This window comes from Rhodanobacter humi (assembly GCF_041107455.1).
Lineage (GTDB): Bacteria > Pseudomonadota > Gammaproteobacteria > Xanthomonadales > Rhodanobacteraceae > Rhodanobacter_A.
This window is the reverse complement of sequence record NZ_JBGBPY010000001.1, coordinates 2,011,417-2,029,475: the sequence shown is the minus strand read 5'-3', so window position 1 is coordinate 2,029,475 and position 18,059 is coordinate 2,011,417. Positions and strand designations below refer to the sequence as shown.

18 protein-coding genes are annotated in these 18,059 nt (G+C 69.6%); 13 read left to right on the top strand and 5 right to left on the bottom strand.

Annotated features, from left to right (window positions below):
* Positions 1 to 81: 81 nt before the first annotated feature.
* The gene (locus AB7878_RS08925) at positions 82 to 360 is read left to right on the top strand and encodes a hypothetical protein (protein WP_369494023.1); all 279 of its coding nucleotides are present in this window, start codon (positions 82 to 84) and stop codon (positions 358 to 360) included.
* Positions 361 to 438: 78 nt separating this feature from the next.
* Positions 439 to 948, top strand: a complete 510-nt coding sequence (locus AB7878_RS08920) for a hypothetical protein (RefSeq protein WP_369494022.1) — start codon at positions 439 to 441, stop codon at positions 946 to 948.
* 13 nt (positions 949 to 961) lie between these two features.
* Here the strand turns inward: AB7878_RS08920 and AB7878_RS08915 are convergent, their stop codons facing one another.
* Entirely contained in the window at positions 962 to 1,429 is a 468-nt protein-coding gene (locus tag AB7878_RS08915) for a GNAT family N-acetyltransferase (RefSeq protein ID WP_369494021.1), read from the bottom strand.
* 232 nt (positions 1,430 to 1,661) lie between these two features.
* Here AB7878_RS08915 and AB7878_RS08910 point away from each other — a divergent pair, with 232 nt between their 5' ends.
* Positions 1,662 to 3,176 (top strand): RimK family ATP-grasp domain-containing protein, encoded by a 1,515-nt coding sequence (locus AB7878_RS08910; RefSeq protein ID WP_369494020.1) that lies wholly within the window; start codon positions 1,662 to 1,664, stop codon positions 3,174 to 3,176.
* A gap of 123 nt (positions 3,177 to 3,299) precedes the next feature.
* Here AB7878_RS08910 and AB7878_RS08905 read toward each other — a convergent pair whose 3' ends face one another.
* Positions 3,300 to 3,551, bottom strand: a complete 252-nt coding sequence (locus AB7878_RS08905; protein WP_369494019.1) for a hypothetical protein — start codon at positions 3,549 to 3,551, stop codon at positions 3,300 to 3,302.
* A gap of 187 nt (positions 3,552 to 3,738) precedes the next feature.
* Between AB7878_RS08905 and aroE the strand changes: the two genes are divergently transcribed.
* The 3 genes from aroE to AB7878_RS08890 all read left to right on the top strand — a co-directional run bounded on the left by aroE (position 3,739) and on the right by AB7878_RS08890 (position 7,135).
* A complete protein-coding gene (gene aroE / locus AB7878_RS08900) occupies positions 3,739 to 4,569 on the top strand; it encodes a shikimate dehydrogenase (protein ID WP_369494018.1) in 831 nt (276 codons plus the stop codon).
* Positions 4,570 to 4,729: 160 nt separating this feature from the next.
* Positions 4,730 to 6,478 carry a peptide-N4-asparagine amidase gene (locus tag AB7878_RS08895; protein ID WP_369494017.1) on the top strand — a complete coding sequence of 583 codons (1,749 nt, stop codon included), beginning with the start codon at positions 4,730 to 4,732 and terminating at the stop codon, positions 6,476 to 6,478.
* A gap of 111 nt (positions 6,479 to 6,589) precedes the next feature.
* Positions 6,590 to 7,135, top strand: a complete 546-nt coding sequence (locus tag AB7878_RS08890) for an energy transducer TonB (protein WP_369494016.1) — start codon at positions 6,590 to 6,592, stop codon at positions 7,133 to 7,135.
* Between the two features lie 6 nt (positions 7,136 to 7,141).
* Here the strand turns inward: AB7878_RS08890 and AB7878_RS08885 are convergent, their stop codons facing one another.
* Together AB7878_RS08885 and AB7878_RS08880 are read right to left on the bottom strand one after the other, a co-directional pair.
* Complete coding sequence (locus tag AB7878_RS08885; RefSeq protein ID WP_369494015.1) at positions 7,142 to 7,672, bottom strand: gamma carbonic anhydrase family protein; 531 nt, start codon at positions 7,670 to 7,672, stop codon at positions 7,142 to 7,144.
* A 139-nt stretch (positions 7,673 to 7,811) separates the two neighbouring features.
* Positions 7,812 to 9,533 (bottom strand): patatin-like phospholipase family protein, encoded by a 1,722-nt coding sequence (locus tag AB7878_RS08880; protein WP_369494014.1) that lies wholly within the window; start codon positions 9,531 to 9,533, stop codon positions 7,812 to 7,814.
* Positions 9,534 to 9,905: 372 nt separating this feature from the next.
* On the opposite strand from AB7878_RS08880, the gene AB7878_RS08875 reads away from it, so the two are divergent.
* Complete coding sequence (locus AB7878_RS08875) at positions 9,906 to 11,966, top strand: M3 family metallopeptidase (protein ID WP_369494013.1); 2,061 nt, start codon at positions 9,906 to 9,908, stop codon at positions 11,964 to 11,966.
* Positions 11,967 to 12,101: 135 nt separating this feature from the next.
* Here AB7878_RS08875 and AB7878_RS08870 read toward each other — a convergent pair whose 3' ends face one another.
* Positions 12,102 to 12,311 (bottom strand): cold-shock protein, encoded by a 210-nt coding sequence (locus AB7878_RS08870; protein ID WP_077480516.1) that lies wholly within the window; start codon positions 12,309 to 12,311, stop codon positions 12,102 to 12,104.
* A 208-nt stretch (positions 12,312 to 12,519) separates the two neighbouring features.
* On the opposite strand from AB7878_RS08870, the gene xth reads away from it, so the two are divergent.
* The 6 genes from xth to AB7878_RS08840 all read left to right on the top strand — a co-directional run bounded on the left by xth (position 12,520) and on the right by AB7878_RS08840 (position 18,053).
* Complete coding sequence (gene xth / locus AB7878_RS08865; protein ID WP_369494012.1) at positions 12,520 to 13,299, top strand: exodeoxyribonuclease III; 780 nt, start codon at positions 12,520 to 12,522, stop codon at positions 13,297 to 13,299.
* Positions 13,296 to 13,985, top strand: a complete 690-nt coding sequence (locus tag AB7878_RS08860) for a YecA/YgfB family protein (RefSeq protein ID WP_369494011.1) — start codon at positions 13,296 to 13,298, stop codon at positions 13,983 to 13,985. Before xth ends, AB7878_RS08860 begins: the two co-directional genes overlap by 4 nt.
* A 189-nt stretch (positions 13,986 to 14,174) precedes the next feature.
* Positions 14,175 to 15,008, top strand: a complete 834-nt coding sequence (locus AB7878_RS08855) for a pirin family protein (RefSeq protein ID WP_369494010.1) — start codon at positions 14,175 to 14,177, stop codon at positions 15,006 to 15,008.
* A 586-nt stretch (positions 15,009 to 15,594) separates the two neighbouring features.
* Complete coding sequence (locus tag AB7878_RS08850) at positions 15,595 to 16,053, top strand: SPFH domain-containing protein (protein ID WP_369494009.1); 459 nt, start codon at positions 15,595 to 15,597, stop codon at positions 16,051 to 16,053.
* A 426-nt stretch (positions 16,054 to 16,479) separates the two neighbouring features.
* Complete coding sequence (gene rsmG, locus AB7878_RS08845; RefSeq protein WP_369494008.1) at positions 16,480 to 17,115, top strand: 16S rRNA (guanine(527)-N(7))-methyltransferase RsmG; 636 nt, start codon at positions 16,480 to 16,482, stop codon at positions 17,113 to 17,115.
* 56 nt (positions 17,116 to 17,171) lie between these two features.
* Positions 17,172 to 18,053 (top strand): ParA family protein, encoded by an 882-nt coding sequence (locus tag AB7878_RS08840; protein ID WP_077480502.1) that lies wholly within the window; start codon positions 17,172 to 17,174, stop codon positions 18,051 to 18,053.
* Positions 18,054 to 18,059 lie beyond the last annotated feature (6 nt).

Sequence of the window (18,059 nt, the reverse complement as noted above, 5' to 3'; positions counted from 1 at the left end):
GCGGCCGCGCTAGATTTCGCGTCGCCACGAGGGCGCGACCGTGCGCCGCCCGTGGCATCCACACCACCGGGGGAGACGCACATGAAGAAGCTCACAGGGGCCGTTTCGGCCGCCGCGCTGGCGCTGGTCGCCGCCGCCGCGTTCGCTGCGCAGCCGGTACGCGACGTCAGCGGCCATCGTCATCCGAACATCGCCGCGGCGCAGCGGCTCACCGACCAGGCCTACCACCGCATCGTCGCCGCGCAGCAGGCGAACGAATGGGACATGGACGGCCACGCGGCGAAGGCGAAGGATCTGCTCGACCAGGCCAACCGCGAGCTCAAGGCGGCGGCGGAAGCGGCGAACCACGACCGCAAGTGACGACCGCGGCGCGCGCGTGAATCGCAACCCGGCCTTGCCGCTGCCGCGGCGAGGCCGGATCGACGGAGAGACGAAGCCATGCGAAATCTTTCACCCTGGTGCTGCGCCAGCCTGCTGTTCGTCAGCGTCGCCGCGCAGGCGGCCAGCGACGGGCTGGACCGCATCACGGTCTACGCCGGCACCTGGCATACGCAAGCCGAGCACTACACCACGCCGTACAGCAAGGTCGGCAAGGAAACCGGCACGCTGCACAACGACTGCTGGCGCGGCCGCGCGTTCTACGCCTGCGAGCAGATCGTGGACGGCCAGCCCAAGGCGCTGATCGTGTTCCAGCGCGGCAAGGACGGCGATCACTACGTCACCCACGCCATCCCCGTCGACGGCGATGCGGGCGGCGCGGGCACGCTGATCGTCGAGGGCGAACGCTGGACCTTCCCGTGGCAGTTCAGCGACCACGGCAAGACCGTCTACGCGCGCACCGTGAACGTGTTCACCGGCCGCGACCGCATCGACTACCGGCAGGAATACTCGCTCGACCAGGTGCACTGGATGCCGATGGCGAAAGGCGTCGAGACGCGCCAGCCCTGATGCCCGCGACTGCTCAGCCAGTCAGCAGCTTCTCGTAGCGCCAGCCATCCCCGCCGTCCTCGTAATAGCTCTCCAGCGCCGCCAACCGACGATAGCCGAGGCGCTCGTACAGGCGGGCCGCTGCGGGGTTGTCGGCGCGCACTTCCAGGCGCAGGGCGCGGCAGCGGCGGCGGCGCGCGAGTTGCTCGGTGGCGTCGAGCAGGGCCGAGCCCACGCCTTGGCCGCGCGCCGCGTGGTGGGTGGCGATCGAGTACAGCCGCGCCACGCCGCTGCGCCTGCGGAAGAACACCACGGCGGTGCCGAGGAAGCGGTGCGGGCCGGTGCTGGCCACCAGCACCTTGGCGCTGTCGCTGTCGAGGTGGCGGCGGAATTGCGCGCGGCTCAGCCGGTCGCTGGTGAAGCTGTGTTCCTCCAGCGCCACCAGGTCGTCGAGGTCGGAGAGTTCGGCGGAGCGGATGCGCACGGTGGCGGCTGGCGTCATGGATCACGGCCTCGGTTGACGGCGGGTGCAGCCGGCCGCGCAGCAAGTCCGTCGGCCGGGGCGGACTGTAGTGCCGGGCTCGCGGTGCGGCAATCGCGATGTCGTGCGGACGCTCAGAAAAGGTTCAGTGCCACGCCTTGTGGAGCGGTCTTGCTGTGCGACACTGCGCGCTCGCGACTCCGCCGCCCTGCGCGCAGGGCGCTTCCCCGCAATCGCAAGCCTGAGTGGTGACATGGCCCGTCTGGTCATCGTGGTCGAGAAAGCCTCCGACTGGGGTTCCTACTACCCGTCCGTGGACGTGGTCAGCGCGGCGGACTACCTGCGCGAGCCGGCGGGCAGCGACGACGAGCGCACCCACGTCATCAACCTGTGCCGCAGCTACAAGTACCTGGGCACCGGCTATTACGTGTCGCTGCTGGCCGAGGCGCGCGGGCACAAGGTGATGCCATCGGTGCGCACCATCAACGACCTGGGCCGGCGCTCGCTGTACGGCGTGGACATCGAGGACCTCAACACCAATCTCACCCACTTCCTGCCCGCCGGCGGCCGCGACACCACCGATTTCGGCATCCTGGTCTACTTCGGCGAGACCGCGTATCCCGCGCTGCAGGACCTGTCGCGGCAGGTGTTCGAATCCTTCCCCTGCCCGCTGCTGCGCATCGAGTTCGAGCGCGACCGCGTGTGGCAGGTCAGCTCGATCAAGCCGGTGGGCCTGCACACGCTGGACGATGCCCAGGAGGACGCGTTCGCCGAGGAGCTGGACCGCTTCTCGCGCAAGCTGTGGCGCAAGCCACGCGCACGCAAGCTGTACCGCTACGACCTCGCGATGCTGGTCGATCCCAACGAGCAGATGCCGCCGTCGAACAGGAAGGCGCTGAAGCAGTTCGTCGCCGCCGGCAAGGAGCTCGGCATCGAGGTCGACACCATCGGCAAGAACGACTACCAGCGCCTCGCCGAGTACGACGGCCTGTTCATCCGCGAGACCACCGCCAGCGACAACCACACCTACCGCTTCGCCCATCGCGCGGAGAAGGAAGGCATGGTGGTGATCGACGACCCGGCCTCGATCCTGCGCTGCACGAACAAGATCTTCCTCAACGACCTGATGGTCTCGCGCAAGCTCGCGGTGCCGCGCACCGAGATCCTCTACCGCGACGACAGCAAAGGCATGAAGGAAGTCGCGGCCCGGCTCGGCTACCCGCTGGTGCTGAAGATCCCCGACGGCTCGTTCTCGCGCGGCGTGGTGAAGGTGGAGAACGAGGAGGCGCTGGGCAAGGCGAGCGGCGAACTGTTCCAGCACAGCGCGTTGCTGCTGGCGCAGGAATACGTCTATACCGAGTTCGACTGGCGCATCGGCGTGCTCAACCGCGAGCCGCTGTATGCGTGCAAGTACTACATGTCGCGCAATCACTGGCAGATCTACAACCACGGCGCCAAGGGCACGGCAAAAACCGGCGGCTCCGAAACCGTCGCGGTGGCCGGCGCGCCGGCCGAAGTGGTGAAGCTGGCGCTGAAGGCCACCAGCGCGGTCGGCGACGGCTTCTACGGCGTGGACCTGAAGCAGGTCGGCGACAAGCCGGTGGTGATCGAGGTCAACGACAACCCGTCGATCGATGCCGGCGTGGAAGACGTCCACCTCGGCGAGGAGTTGTACCTGCGCGTGATGCGCGAATTCCTGCGCCGGATGGAACGCAAGCGGCAGGGCATCGGCAGCCGGGTGCCGCAGCGCGAGCATGCCGGCAGCTGACTGAAAGGGATCGTGCCGGATGCCGCATCCCTGCGGCATCCGGCACCGGGCGCGCTCCCTCGCGCAATGCACTCCCTGGTCCGCGGCATCCCGGCCGCGGGCCGTTCCACTGCCAGATGGAATTCAGTGACGGCGCGTCGCGTGCCCGCGCCGCGCATGCCGCCATGCAAGCCATTGCCGCGGCAGACCCGGTTCGAGGATCAACAGCAGCGCCAGCGGCGCCAGCAACAGCCACACCAGCGGCGCCCAGCCCAGCAGCGCGGTATGCGCCGGCACCAGGGTGGTGACGAGCAGCGCCGCGCCGATGGCCAGCCACAGCAGGGCGATGGCGAGCAGGCGGTCGTGACGGCGGTGGTCGATGATGGTGGGGCGCATGGCGGCTTCCTCGCGGGACGATGGAGCCAGCATGCCGACGGGCTATCTCAAAACCCGCGACGGCAGCTGAGGCAGTCGGTTTGGACGTTGCAGGTCGGGATTCATCCCGACTTCCCGCCCGGGCAGCGCCGATGCCGGGCTGAAGCCCGATCTACGTACAATGGCCGTCCCTTCCCAGGAGCCCCGCATGAGCCAGCCCGCCCAGTTCGCCGTGTTCGGCCATCCGATCGCGCATTCGCTGTCGCCGCGCATCCACGAGGCCTTCGCGCGGCAGTTCGGCATCGCGCTGGAGTACCGCACCATCGACGCCGCGCCGGCGGACTTCGTGGCGGCGGTGCGCGGGTTCTTCGCCGCGGGCGGCGCGGGCGCCAACGTCACCCTGCCGCACAAGGGCGCGGCGTTCGCGCTGGCGGACGAGCGCAGCGCGGCGGCGATGCGCGCCGGCAGCGCGAACGTGCTCACCCGCCTCGCCGACGGCCGGCTCGCCGCGCACAACACCGACGGCGACGGCCTGGTGCGCGACCTCACCGAACGGCACCAGGTGGACCTGCGCGGCCACGACGCGCTGATGCTGGGCGCGGGCGGCGCCGCGCGCGGCGTGGCGTGGTCGCTGCTGGACGCGGGCGTGCAGACGCTGACCATCGTCAACCGCACGCCGGAAACCGCCGATGCGCTGGCCGACGCGATCGGCGAGCCGGCGCGCGTGCATACCCGCTACTGGAACGACCTCGCGAACCTCGGCAGCTACGACCTGATCGTCAACGCCACCTCGGCCGGCGTGCTGGGCGGCGGCCTGCAACTGCCGCCGTCGCTGGTGGGCGCCCGCGCGCTCTGCTGCGACCTCGCCTACGGCGCGGCGGCGATCGGCTTCCTCGCCTGGGCGAAGGCGGCCGGCGCGCGCTACGCCTTCGACGGCCTCGGCATGCTGGTGGAAACCGCGGCCGATGCGTTCGCCCTGTGGCACGGCCGTCGCCCCGACACCGAGCCGGTGTACCAGGCGCTGCGCACGGCGGGCTGAGCACACCTTTGCCAAGCGCGTCACTCTTTCGCGCCGGCATTTGACCCCGTCTAAAAATCCCGGTGCCAGCATGTTCGGCGCAGGGGGTGACGGTGCCGGTCCGCAATGACGCGAGAAGTCACGGGCAGGCCCACATGCAAGGGGAAATCGCATGTTGCGCATGGGAGTGTTCGCTCGCAGCCTGGCCATCGCCGGGCTGACGTGCTTTGCCTGCAGTGCCTACGCCGCCGATGCCGGCGCCAGCCCGGTCGGTTCGTCCAACACCACCACCGCCGATCCGACCGTGCCGCGCCCGCCGGGCCAGCCCTGCGCGGTGCAGCTGTTCAGCAACGACACCTTCAACGACTTCGGCACCCGCCCCTACAGCTACGCGCCGCCCGTCGGCTGCGGCACGCACTGGGCCAAGGTGGTGCTGGAGGCGGATTTCTCCGTGACCGCGGGCCGCCAATTCGATCGCACCGGCTCGATCTGGCTAGGCGGCGTGAACCTGTATTTCGGCACCACCGCCGAGCCTTCGGCCACGGTGGCGCGGAGCTGGCACGTGGAGCGCGACCTCACCGACTACAGCGCGCTGCTCAGGAACGCCGGCCAGGGCCAGGCGATCCTGTGGAACCTGGTCAACGGCACCTACACCGGCGTGCTCCACGGCAGCGCGAAGCTGCTGTTCTACCCGGCGTCGGGACGGGCGCCCGCCCCGCGCGTGCCCGACCAGGTGATTCCGCTGGGCAGCGACCCGGTGGGCAGCGTCACCAACCTGTCCACGTCCACCGACCAGCTGGCCAAGACGCTGAGCTTGCCGCGCAACGTGGAACGCGCCTACCTCGACGTGTTCGCGCAGAGCCAGAACGCCGACGAGTTCTGGTACACCTGCGTGCCCGACCAGTACGCCGCGGCGGTGAACGAGTGCGGCGGCGGCAACTTCCGCGAGGCCGAGGTGAGCATCGACGGCCAGCCGGCCGGCGTGGCGCCGATCTATCCGTGGATCTACACCGGCGGCATCGATCCCTACCTGTGGCGGCCGGTCCCCGGCGTGCAGACGATGAACTTCATGCCTTACCGGGTCGACCTCAGCCCGTTCGCGGGCGTGCTCAGCGATGGTGCGCAGCACACGGTGGCGCTCAGCGTGGCCGGCGCGAACAACTACTTCTCCACCGCCGCGACCCTGCTGGTGTACCAGGACCCTCACAAGAAGCAGGTCAGCGGCCAAGTGACGCGCAACACCCTGGTCGGCCAGGCGCCCGTGCCGACCATTGCCAGCACGCTGGACGGCAGCGGCAACGGCGACATCACCACGAACCTCTCGCGCCACTTCGTGATCGAGGGTTACGTCGACACCTCGCACGGCCGCGTGCAGAACTCGGTGGACCAGACCGTGAGCTTCGCCGACACCCAGGCCTTCACGGTCAACGCGAGCACCTATCGCCAGGTCACCGACCAGCTCACCGCGATGGACGGGGTGAGCCGCAGCCGCATCGGGCCGATCGTCACCCGCGAGTACCGGCAGCAGGTGAGTTATCCGCTGCACGTGGACTACGACCAGCCGGTGGCCGCGGACGGCAGCTTCGCCGCGGCCACCACGGTGCAGCAGGGTTACTCGCTGCGTCGTTCGCGCGCGTTCGCCGGCATCACCTTGTATGCGGACCACGTGGACAACACGGTGGACAGCGCCGACACGCTGGACTTCGACGCCAGCGGCAACCTCACCGGGCACAGCGGTCAGGCCAGCACGCAGGCGTTCGCCTACCGCGATTCGCTGGGCGGCTGCTACCGCGCGGACGTGGCTTCGGCAGCGGGCGCGGTGACCGCGTACAGCAGCGGCCAGGGCTGCCCCGGTGGGCAGAACGGCGTGTACTGGTTCAGCCATCCGGACGGCTCGCCCGACCAGGGCAGTGCACTGCTCGACTGGTGAACGCGCAAGCGCGAGTCATCGGCCTGACATGATGCGCCGCTAGCTTGCCGCCACGGTCGCGGTCGTCCCGATGGACGGCCGCGACCGCGGTTCCGGTCAGGCACAGGTGTCATGCAAGCTCTCGCAACCCTCCTTTCTCGCCGCAAGCTCTGGCTGGGCGGCCTCCTGGTGCTGATCCTCGCCGGTGGCGGCTGGTGGCACTGGAACGCGCGCGCCGCGGCCGCGCCGACGGCCGACGACGGCGGCACGCGCATCCTGCTCGGCCTCGCCGGCGACGCGCTGCACGACGGCCGCCTGGTGGCGCCGGTGGGCAGCAACGCGTTCGAGTTCTACTTCAGCGTGCTGCAACTCGATCCGCACAATCGCACCGCACTGGACCAGTTGCGCGATGCGTTCAAGCCGGCCAGCCAGGACGTGGAGCGGACGATCGCCACGGGCGACCTCGACGAGGCGCAACGCGAGCTGCAGCTGCTGCGTGCCTACGATGTCGGCAACTACAAGTACGACCCGGCGCACTACGAGATGCATTCCAGCAACTACCGGCTGGTTCTGCTCGGCAGTTACCTCGATGCGCAACGCAAGCTGCAGCGCCAGCAGCACGCGCAGGAAGCGGCGGCGATCAGCGCCCGGCAGGCGGATGCGGCCGTGCCGCGATAAAGCCGCTCAACCCGCGAGGTAGTCGTCCTTCAGCCGCACGTAATGCGCGGCCGAATACAGCAGCTGCGCGACCTGGGCGTCGCTGAGCAGTCGCACGAACTTCGCCGGGTTGCCCAGCCACAGCTCGCGTTCGCCCACCACCTTGCCCGGCGGCACCACCGCGCCCGCGCCCACGAAGCCGTGGCGCTTCACCACGGCGCCATCCAGCACGCTGGCGTGCATGCCGATCAGGCAGCCGTCCTCGACCGTGCAGGCATGCACCACCGCGGCGTGGCCGATGGTGACGTCCGCGCCGATCAGGCAGGGGAAACCCGGGCCGTACGGCCCCTGGTGCGCCACGTGCACGATCGCGCCGTCCTGGATGTTCGTGCGCGCGCCCACGCGGATGTGGTTCACGTCGCCGCGCAGCACCGCGCCGGACCAGATCGAGACATCGTCGGCCAGCGCCACGTCGCCGATCACGCTGGCGGCGGGGTCGACGTAGACGCGTTCGCCGAGGACGGGGGCGATGCCCTTGTAGCTGCGCAGGGAGTTCATGACGGGCATTGTAGCGGCGCATGAAAGCCCCTCTCCCTATGGGAGAGGGGTTGGGGAGAGGGTGCGGGGCTAGCGTTGACGCTGCGGCAAGAGCAAACCCTCTCCCCCCGGCCCCTCTCCCGCAAGCGGGAGAGGGGAGTTAGCCGCGCTCCGCTTCCAGCACCCGCATCGTCTCGTTGTGGCCCGCCTCCACCGCGCGCTGCCAGTCCTTCCAATCCAGCATGCCGATGTGGTCGAGCGGCGGGGTGATCAGCCGCTGCGGCAACGCGCGGCAGTGTTCGCTGGTCTCCTCGCTGTTGACCATCGCGGCGCGGGTGAGCGTGGAGACCAGGCCCGGCCAGCGCGGGCCGCGACGCTGTTGCAGCAGCAGGCGCCACCACGGTGGCGTGGCGAAGTCCTCGATGCCGCTGCGCAGCTCGATGTCGGCGCGGATGCTCACGGCGGTGAGGTGGGCGAGGCCGTCGGCGGCCATCACGTCGGTGGGCAGGTTGTCGACCAGCGCGCCGTCCACGTAGACCTCGCCGTGGTGCAGCACCGGCGGCAGCACGCCGGGGATCGCGCTGGAGGCGCGCAGCCACAACCACAGTGGCCCGTGCCGGTGCACCACGCGGCCGGCGCCGGACAGGTTGGTGGAGACGCAGAAGAACGGCTTGGCGAGGTCCTCGATGTCGATCGCGCCGAACGCCTCGCGCAGCAGCCTGGCGGCGCGGCGGCCGCGGGTCAGCGCCACCAGCGGCAAGGTCCAGTCCGACAGCGGGCGGCCGCGCACGAAGGCGGCGTGGAATTTGTGCAGCAAGGTCGGCGTGTCCCAGCCGTCCGCCACGCCGGCGCCGATGATCGCGCCGATGCTGGTGCCGCCGATCGCGTCGAACGTATGGCCGGCCTCGCGCAGCGCCCGGATAGCACCGAGGTGGGCCAGCCCGCGCGCGCCGCCGCCGGCCAGCACCAGGCCGCGGCCGTGGCCGCTGACCAGCCGCGCCACCCGCGCGATGTCGTCCTCGCCGCGGATGTGGTGGTGCATGAACTCGCCGCTGAACTGCGCGCGCCAGCGCCGCGCTGCGCCGGCCTGCACCTGGTGTCCCGCGTGCAGCAGCAACAGGTGACGTGGGCGATGGCGTGCGCGCGATGGATGGCCGGGCGCCGCTTCCGGCCACGGCCGCGCCGGCTGCGCGGCCAGCGCGGGCAGCAGCAGCACGTCGGCCTGGCGCAGGCAGCGCTGGCGCCACAGCGCGTCGCCGCTGCTGTCGAGGTAGATCACGAAGCGTGCCTGCGCCTCGCGCTCGGCGAACCAGTCGCTGCCGCGGCCGGCGCCCAGTTCGGCGTCGATCACCACGCAGTTGCCGTGCGCCTCCAGCGCCTGGCCAAGCTGCAGCGCCAGCGCGCGCACCGGCACGCCGGCGTCCACCGACACGATCGCGAAGGTGCGCGGTGCGTCCGGCGCGGTGTCGCGACGTTCGTTCTGCAGCAGGCGCTGCATCGCCACACGGGCCACGTCCAGCATTGCGCGCGGGTGATGCTCGACCAGCGCCTCGAATGCGGCACGGTCCAGCCGCAGCAGTTCCGAGTCGCGCAGCGCGCGCACGGCGAGGCGGTGGTGGCCGCCCGAGAGCAGGCTGATCTCGCCCACGCATTCGCCGGCGGCGAGCTGGTGCAGCAAGGTGGTGGGGCCGTCGAACACGCCGAGGCTGCCGCTGCGCAGCAGGTACAGCGCGTCGGCCGGCTCGCCGGCCTTGAACAGGTATTGCCCGCCGGGCAGGCACAGCCAGCGCAGCTGCCGCGCCAGCGCCGCGCGTTGCGCGTCGCCCAGGTGCGCGAACATCGCGGTGCGTCCAAGCAGTTCGGCCAGATCGGTCGGCGACATGCGGCGGATGCTACGCCCAAGAGCCTGTTCAATGCTTCCGCATGGCTCGCGCCGGAAGCTGTTTGCGCGCAGACCAAGGAAGAACGAGGGAGTGGACGTCCGTCCACGACTGAGTGATGACGCAGGGATGCGGGCAAACAGATCCGGCCCTTTGGGTTGCCTTGCCGTGGCCGCCATGCGGCAGCGCGTGGCTTGACCTGCCAGCCAGGCAGGCGCTGCGCCACACGCCACCACCTGACGGCCACGGCAAGGCAACGCGGGCTATGCGGAAGCACTGAACAGGCTCTTCAGCATGACAGCCGACCCCGTCACACGGCCACGCTTGATTTCGCCGAGGGCGCTCGCCACGCTTCCGGTTCGAAAGGAGCTTCCATGAATCACGACAACCCGCTGCTGGCCGACGACGCGCTGCCCGCGTTTTCGCGCATCCGCCCCGAGCACATCGCGCCGGCGATAGACGCCATCCTCGCCGACGACCGCGCCGCGATCGACGCGCTCACCGCGGCCGGCGCGCCGCGCGACTTCGCCCACGTGATGCTGGCGCAGGAACGGCTGGAGCAGCGCCTGGCCCGCGCCTGGGCGCCGGTGTCGCACCTGCATTCGGTGGCCGACAACCCCGCGCTGCGCGAGGCCTACGCCCCGGCCGAGGAGCAGCTCACCGACTACGGCCTCGAGCAAGGCCAGAACCGTGCGCTGTACGCCGCCGTGCAGGCGGTGGCCGACGCGCCGGGCCATGCCGCGCTGGGCCGGCCCGAGCGCGCGCTGGTGGAACACGCGCTGCGCGACTTCAGGCTGTCCGGCGTCGCGCTGGAGGAACCCGCGCGCAGCCGCTTCCGCGAGATCGGCGTGGAGCTGTCGAAACTCTCCACCGAGTTCTCCAACGCGGTGCTGGACGCCACCGATGCCTGGCACGAGCACGTCACCGACGAGCGCGACCTCGCCGGCGTGCCCGAGTCCGGCCTGGCGGTGCTGCGCCAGTACGCGAAGGAGCAGGAGCTGGACGGTTTCCTGGTCACGCTGAAGCAGCCCAGCGTGCAGGCCGTGCTCACCTACGCCGACAACCGCGGCCTGCGCGAGCGCATGTACTGGGCCTACCAGACCCGCGCCTCCGAGCAGGGCCCGCACGCGGGCAAGTACGACAACAGCGCGCGCATCGAACGCATCATGGCGCTGCGCCACGAGGCCGCGCGGCTGCTCGGCTACGCCAACGCGGCGGAGGAATCGCTGGCCACCAAGATGGCCGGCACGCCCACCGAGGTGATGGAGTTCCTGCACGACCTCGCCGCGCGCGCGAAGCCGGTGGCGCAGCGCGAGCTGGCGTCGCTGCGCGCGTTCGCGCGCGACGAGCTGGAGCTGGCCAACCTCGAGCCCTGGGACGTGGGCTACGCGTCTGAGAAGCTGCGCCAGCGGAACTACACGCTCGACGAGGAACAGCTCAAGCCCTACTTCCCGCTGCCCGCGGTCATCGATGGCCTGTGGGCGATCGTGCACAAGCTCTACGGCATCCGCCTCGCCCCGCGCGAAGGCGTCGACGTCTGGCATCCCGAGGTGCGCTATTACGACGTGCAGGACGGCGACGGCCGCGTGTTCGCCGGCGCCTACGTCGATCTCTACGCGCGCACCGGCAAGCGCGGCGGCGCATGGATGGACGTGTGCCGCGCCCGCTTCGACGACGGTGCCGCGAAGCAGCTGCCGGTGGCCTTCCTCACCTGCAACTTCGCGCCGCCCACCGAGGGTCGCCCGGCGCTGCTCACCCACGACGACGTGCTCACCCTGTTCCACGAATTCGGCCACGGCCTGCACCACCTGCTCACCGAAATCGCCCTGCCCTCGATCGGCGGCATCGACGGAGTGGAGTGGGACGCGGTGGAGCTGCCCAGCCAGTTCATGGAGAACTTCGGCTGGAACCGCGAGGCGCTGGACCTGTTCGCGCGGCACTGGCAGACCGGCGAGCCGCTGCCCGAGGAACTGTTCCAGCGCATGCTGGCCGCGCGGCATTTCCACGCCGGCCTGTTCCTGGTGCGCCAGCTGGAATTCGCGCTGTTCGACTTCAGCCTGCATCTGGGTTACGACCCCGCCGCCGGGGCACGCGCGCTGGCCGTGCTGGAAGAGGTGCGCAAGCAGGTCGCGGTGCTGCATCCGCCGGCGTGGCAGCGCTTCCCGCACGCGTTCAGCCACATCTTCGCGGGCGGCTACGCGGCCGGCTACTACAGCTACCTGTGGGCCGAGCTGCTCAGCACCGACGCGTTCGGCGCATTCGAGGATGCGGCGAAGGAAACCGGCAGCGTGATCGACCCCGCCACCGGCGCGCGCTTTCGCCACGAGGTGCTCGCGGTGGGCGGCAGCCGCCCCGCGCTGGAAAGCTTCGTCGCCTTCCGCGGCCGCAAGCCCGAGCCGGAAGCGCTGCTGCGCAGCCACGGCTTGCTGGACTGAAACGACGGGACTGAAACGAAGCGGGGGCGGCCACGGATGGCCACTCGTTCGACGTTCGCGATCAGGGACGATCGCAAAAACCAAGAAAAAGCCCGCCATGCGGCGGGCTTTTTCTTGCAGCAGGAGGCAGCAGGCTCAGGCCTTCTGCACTTCCTCGGCCTGCAGGCCCTTCGGGCCCTTGGTGACCACGAAGGTGACACGCTCGCCTTCCTGCAGCGACTTGAAGCCGTTGCCCTGGATCGCGCGGAAATGCACGAACAGGTCTTCACCGCTTTCCGGCGTGATGAAGCCGAAGCCCTTGGCATCGTTGAACCACTTGACCGTACCGCTTTGACGTTCCGACATGACACATACCCTTGAAACATGAATGATTTTGCGGCCGGGAGCGGGTGCAACCGAGCGCAGGATGTAGCAGGAAATCCGGGTCCTCCCCGGCCCTTGCCCGGACGAGCTTACACGGAAACGCGTCGCGGCGTCGGCCGCGGTCGCCGGCGATTCAGCTGGCGGCAGCCCGTACCCAGGCCGGTTCACGGGCATCCCGTACAATATCCGCATGAAGATCGCCTCCTGGAACGTGAACTCGCTGAAGGTGCGCCTGCCGCAGCTGACGCAGTGGCTGGCGGACGCCAGCCCGGACATCGTGGCGCTGCAGGAAACCAAGCTGGAGGACGCGAAGTTCCCCGCCGCGGAGCTTGCCGCGGCCGGCTACCGCAGCGTGTATTCGGGGCAGAAGACCTACAACGGCGTGGCGATCCTCGCCCGCGAGGGGCTGGGCGAGTTCGCCGACGTGGTCACCGACATCCCCGGGCTGGAGGATCCGCAGCGGCGCATCCTCGCCGCCGGAGTCGGCGGGCTGCGCATCGTCGACCTCTACGTGGTCAACGGCAAGGCGGTGGGCGACGAGAAATACGCCTACAAGTTGCATTGGCTGGAACGCGTACGCGAGTTCCTCGCCGGCGAGATCGCGCGCCATCCGAACCTGGTGGTGCTGGGCGACTTCAACATCGCGCCCGACGCGCGCGACGTGCACGATCCGGCCGCCTGGGGCGAGGACATCCTGTGCTCGCCGCCCGAGCGCGCCGCGCTCAAGGCGATCACCGACCTCGGCATGCACGACAGCTTCCGGCTGTTCGAATCGGACGGTGGCCACTACAGCTGGTGGGACTACCGACAGGGTGCGTTCCGGCGCAACATGGGCTTGCGCATCGACCTGATCCTCGTCGGCGAGGCCCTGAAATCCGCCGCCGTCGGCGCGGCGATCGACCGCGAACCGCGACGTTGGGAACGCCCCTCCGACCACACGCCGGTGACGCTGCAACTGGATACCCGATGACTACAAGCAAGACCGATTGGCCCAGCTCGCTCACCGACGACGAGCTCGACGAACTGGACCGCTACCTGCGCGCCCACGTCCGCGAGGGCGACGACCGCCTGCTGCTGGACGGCGTGCACGGCCTGCTCAGCGCGCTCGCGGTCGGTCCGCTGCAGGTGCTGCCGGACGAATGGCTGCCCGAGGTGCTGCACGAACCCTTCGCGAACGAGCGCGAGGGCAACCGCGTGCTGGAACTGCTGGCCAAGCTCAACGACTCGATCAGCGCAGAACTCGACGTGGACGCCTACGAGCCCATTCTCGGCGAGATCGATACCGAGACCGGCCCGCAGCTCTCCGCCGCCGGCTGGTGCGAGGGCTTCAGCCGCGGCATCGACCTGCGCGCCGCGCTGTGGGAAGGCCGGCTCGCCGACGATCCGCAGTTGATGGAACTGCTCGGCCCGGTGATGGCGCTGGCGGTGGACGACGGTGTGCTCAGCGCCGACGCCGAGTTCGAGAAGCTCAGCGACGACGAATACGACGAGTGCCTGTCGCAGGTGCCCGCCGTGCTCGACGCGGTCGGCCAGTACTGGCAGGCCAAGCCCGCCACCGAGGCCGAAGTGGAGGCGATGGTGCAGCGGCACACCGCGCCCGACACCGACCACGACGGCACCCCGCCGCGCCACCGCAGCGGGCACTGGGTGCACTGAGGCCGCTGCGCACGCGGCGGCCTCGTGGGCCACGCAGGAATGCGCGTCCCGGACATCCAGCAGCGGTTTCGCCTTGCGCTCTGACGCCAGGCTTCACACGTGCAGGGAAACGATCCGTTCCCGCCGTGGCGCTTGGATAACGCCCCGCGCGCGATCATCTTGGCGGCATCACCTCACCGGAGCACCGCCATGAGCGAACGCCGCATCCTCCGCCGCATCCGCGGCACCGACACCTCCGACGGCGCGGGCGTGAAGCTGAAGCGCGTCATCGGCCAGCCCGCGCTGGACATGCTCGATCCGTTCCTGCTGCTGGACGAGTTCCGTTCCGACAGCGCCGACGACTACATCGCCGGCTTCCCCGAGCATCCGCACCGCGGCTTCGAGACCGTGACCTACATGCTCGCCGGCCACATGCAGCACGGCGACAACCACGGCAACCGCGGCGACCTCGTGCCCGGCAGCGTGCAGTGGATGACCGCCGGCCGCGGCATCCTGCACTCGGAGATGCCGCAGCAGGAGAACGGCCTGATGTGGGGCTTCCAGCTGTGGGTGAACCTGCCGGCCAGCGACAAGATGACCGCGCCGCGCTACCAGGACATCGGCCCCGAACGCATTCCCACCGTGCAGCCGGCCGCCGGCGTCACGGTGAAGGTGATCGCCGGCGAGCTGGCCGGTGCCACCGGCCCGGTGGCCGGCATCGTCACCGCGCCGGTGTACCTGGACATCGCGGTGGAGCCGGGCGCGCAGGTGGAGATTCCGCTGCCCGAAGGCCACCACGCCTTCGCCTACGTGTTCGACGGCACGGACGCCGAGGTGGCCGGCGAGAAACTCGCACGCAGCGAGCTGGCCGTGTTGTCCGAGGGCGACAGCGTGCGCATCGCCGGCCGCGCAGCGCCGGCACGCGTGCTGCTGGTCGCCGGCAAGCCGTTGAACGAGCAGGTCACTCGCTACGGGCCGTTCGTGATGAACACGCCCGAGCAGATCCACGAGGCGATTGCCGACTTCCGCGCCGGCAAGTTCTGAGGGTCTGTGAAACAAACAGACTCTCAGTCCGGCCACGGATGGCCGGTCGCGGGTCAGGCACCCATGTGCCTGATTCGCGGGAGCGAGTACGGACAAATACGTCTGGAGCGGATTTGGACAGCCGCAGGCTGGCCCGAAGGGGGCATGCCATGGATGGCATGCACACATGAGCCGGACTCGCGACTGGAAAATTCCACAGGATGTGGAATTTTTCACAAACACTGACGCGCCGCGTCCACAGCTGCCCCGGCCGCGCAGGTCGGGGTTTGGCCCTGCCGCCGGCGTACCGCCCGCGCGGATGGGCGCGGTAGGGCGAAAAGCAAACCGGTCGACATACCCGGCGTGACCGCCTGCCCGGAAGCGCGCGCTGCACGGCCGTGTGCGCTTCCTGCCGGTGCGGCTGGTACGGCTGATGCTTGACTTCAGGCGAGTCGGTCGATGCCGACACAGATTCAGACGGCGGTGCTTGCAAGCCACGCAGGACCGGCGTTAAATAAAGATTAATCTTCGCATGTTCATGTGGCTGTATCCTCAAGTTGCTGTCGAACCACAACAAACGATAGATAACCCACTGATTTTTCTAGCCATGTTCGCACTGATCCTCGCCGCCGCCCTCAGCCTGCTCGCGCTTGCCGCGATCGCGGTGAAGCATGTGCCCGACGGGCAGGTCTACAGCCTCTACCGCCACGGCAAGCCGGTGCGCCTGTTGCAGCCGGGCACCCACGTGGTGCTGCCGCTGCTGGACCGAGTCGGTCATCGCATCGATCTCGGTGGTCGCGTGCTGCGCTTCGAGGAGCCGCTGGCCGACGCGCGCGACGTACGCGGCACGGTGTACTGGCAGGTGCTGGAGCCCGAGCGTGCCGACGCGGTGATCGAGCAGGCCGACCAGCTGATCCGCCGCGGCGCGCTGGAAGCACTGCACGGCGAGGCCGAGGCGAACGCCGACGATCGGCGCGCGCTGGGCCAGCAGCTCAAGCAGAGCCTCAACGGCACGCTGCGCTCGCGCGGCGTGATGGTGACCCGGGTGGAACTGGACTTCGCCTGATCCACCACGGCTCCGCGCAGAGCGCCCGAGAGCGCCGCGCGACAGGGGAATGAAGCAAGCCTTGAACCCGCCACCCGGCGGGTTTTCTTTGAGCTTGTGGCCGCCTGACTAGCGACAAAGCTCAGCCATACCCCACCGTTCGCCCTGAGCGTAGGCCCGCAGGGCCTACGCGGGGAGTGGCCACGGATGGCCACGCTCTGGGAAGCGAGGAAGTCGAAGGGTGATATCGCCGCCGGGCGCTTCGACTTCCTCGCTTCCCAGAGCGCAACCATCCGTGGCCGCTCCCCGCGTGCGCTTGCTATACGCAAATCTTGTTGAGCAGTGTGACCAAGGATGGCTGCCCGTTTGATCTTCGCGATCATGGATGATCGCAAGGATGGATTACCGGATACTGGCCGGCCCTTCCATCGCTCCACAGGATTCCGCATGACCGCCCGCGCCGCCCTGCAAGCCCGCCTGGAACAAGGCGTCGCCGCGCTCGGCCTCACCCTGCCCGTGGGCGCGGCGGAGCGCCTGCTGGATTACCAGGCCCTGCTGGAACGCTGGAACGCCGCCTACAACCTCACCGCGATCCGCGATCCCGCCGAGATGGTGACCCGCCACCTGCTCGACTCGCTGGCGATCCTGCCCTACGTGCAGGGCGAGACGCTCGCCGATCTCGGCACCGGCCCCGGCCTGCCCGGCATCCCGCTGGCGATCGCCGCGCCGGGCCGGCAGATCCTGCTGGTGGACTCCAACGGCAAGAAGGTGCGCTTCCTGCGCGAGGCGATCCGCGCGTTGCAACTCGACGGCGTGCGCGCCGTGCAGTCGCGGGTGGAGGACGTGGAAGGCACGTTCGACTGCATCACCGCGCGCGCCTTCGCCAGCCTCGCCGACATGCTGGGCTGGGGCGGCCATCTGCTGGCGCCGGGCGGCGTCTGGCTGGCGATGAAGGGCAAGGCGCCGGACGAGGAATTGCCCGGCGTGCCGTCCGGTTTCGCGGTGCGCGGCATCCACGCGCTGGCGGTGCCGGGGCTGGACGCCGAACGCAGCCTGGTGGTGCTGGGCCGCACCGGCGACTGAACCCGTCCTGCCGGGCCTGCTAATCTACGTCTCCTTTCGCGACACGAAACGACGACATGGCACGCATCCTCGCTGTCGCCAACCAGAAGGGCGGCGTCGGCAAGACCACCACGGCAGTGAACCTCGCGGCGGCGCTGGCCGCGGCGAAGCGCCGCGTGCTGCTCGTCGATCTGGACCCGCAGGGCAACGCCACCATGGCCTCCGGCGTGGACAAGCACGCGGCGCGGCCGAACGGCTGCGCGGTGCTGCTGGAGGAAGCCACGGTGGCCGATGCGGTGGTCGCCACCGACGCCCATTACGACCTGCTGCCCGGCAACGGCGATCTCACCGCCGCCGAACTGAAGCTGATGGACACGCTGGCGCGCGAGCACCGGCTGAAGGAGCAACTGGCCACGGTGGCCGGCCGTTACGACACCATCCTGGTCGACTGCCCGCCCTCGCTGAACCTGCTCACGCTCAACGCGCTCACCGCCGCCGACGGCGTGCTGATCCCGGTGCAGTGCGAATACTTCGCGCTGGAAGGCCTTTCCAGCCTGCTGGAGACGGTCAAGGCGGTGCGCCAGCGGCTGAACCCGAAGCTGGAGATCGAAGGCCTGCTGCGCACCATGTACGACGTGCGCAACAACCTCGGCAACGAGGTCTCGGCCCAGCTCACCCAGCATTTCGGCGACAAGGTGCTGCGCTCGATCATCCCGCGCAACGTGCGCCTCGCCGAGGCGCCCAGCCACGGCCAGCCCATCCACCTGTACGACCGCAGCTCGCGCGGCGCGATCGCCTACATCGGCCTCGCCGGCGAGATCATCCGCCGCGAACGCGGCCTGCCGCCGGTGGCGGTGGAGTCGCACGAGGCCGACGATTCAACCGACATGATCGAGCCGTCCCCCGCGGGCGCGCATGGCGTGGTGCTCAAGGCACCCGCCGCCAACCACCAGGATTGAGGCTGA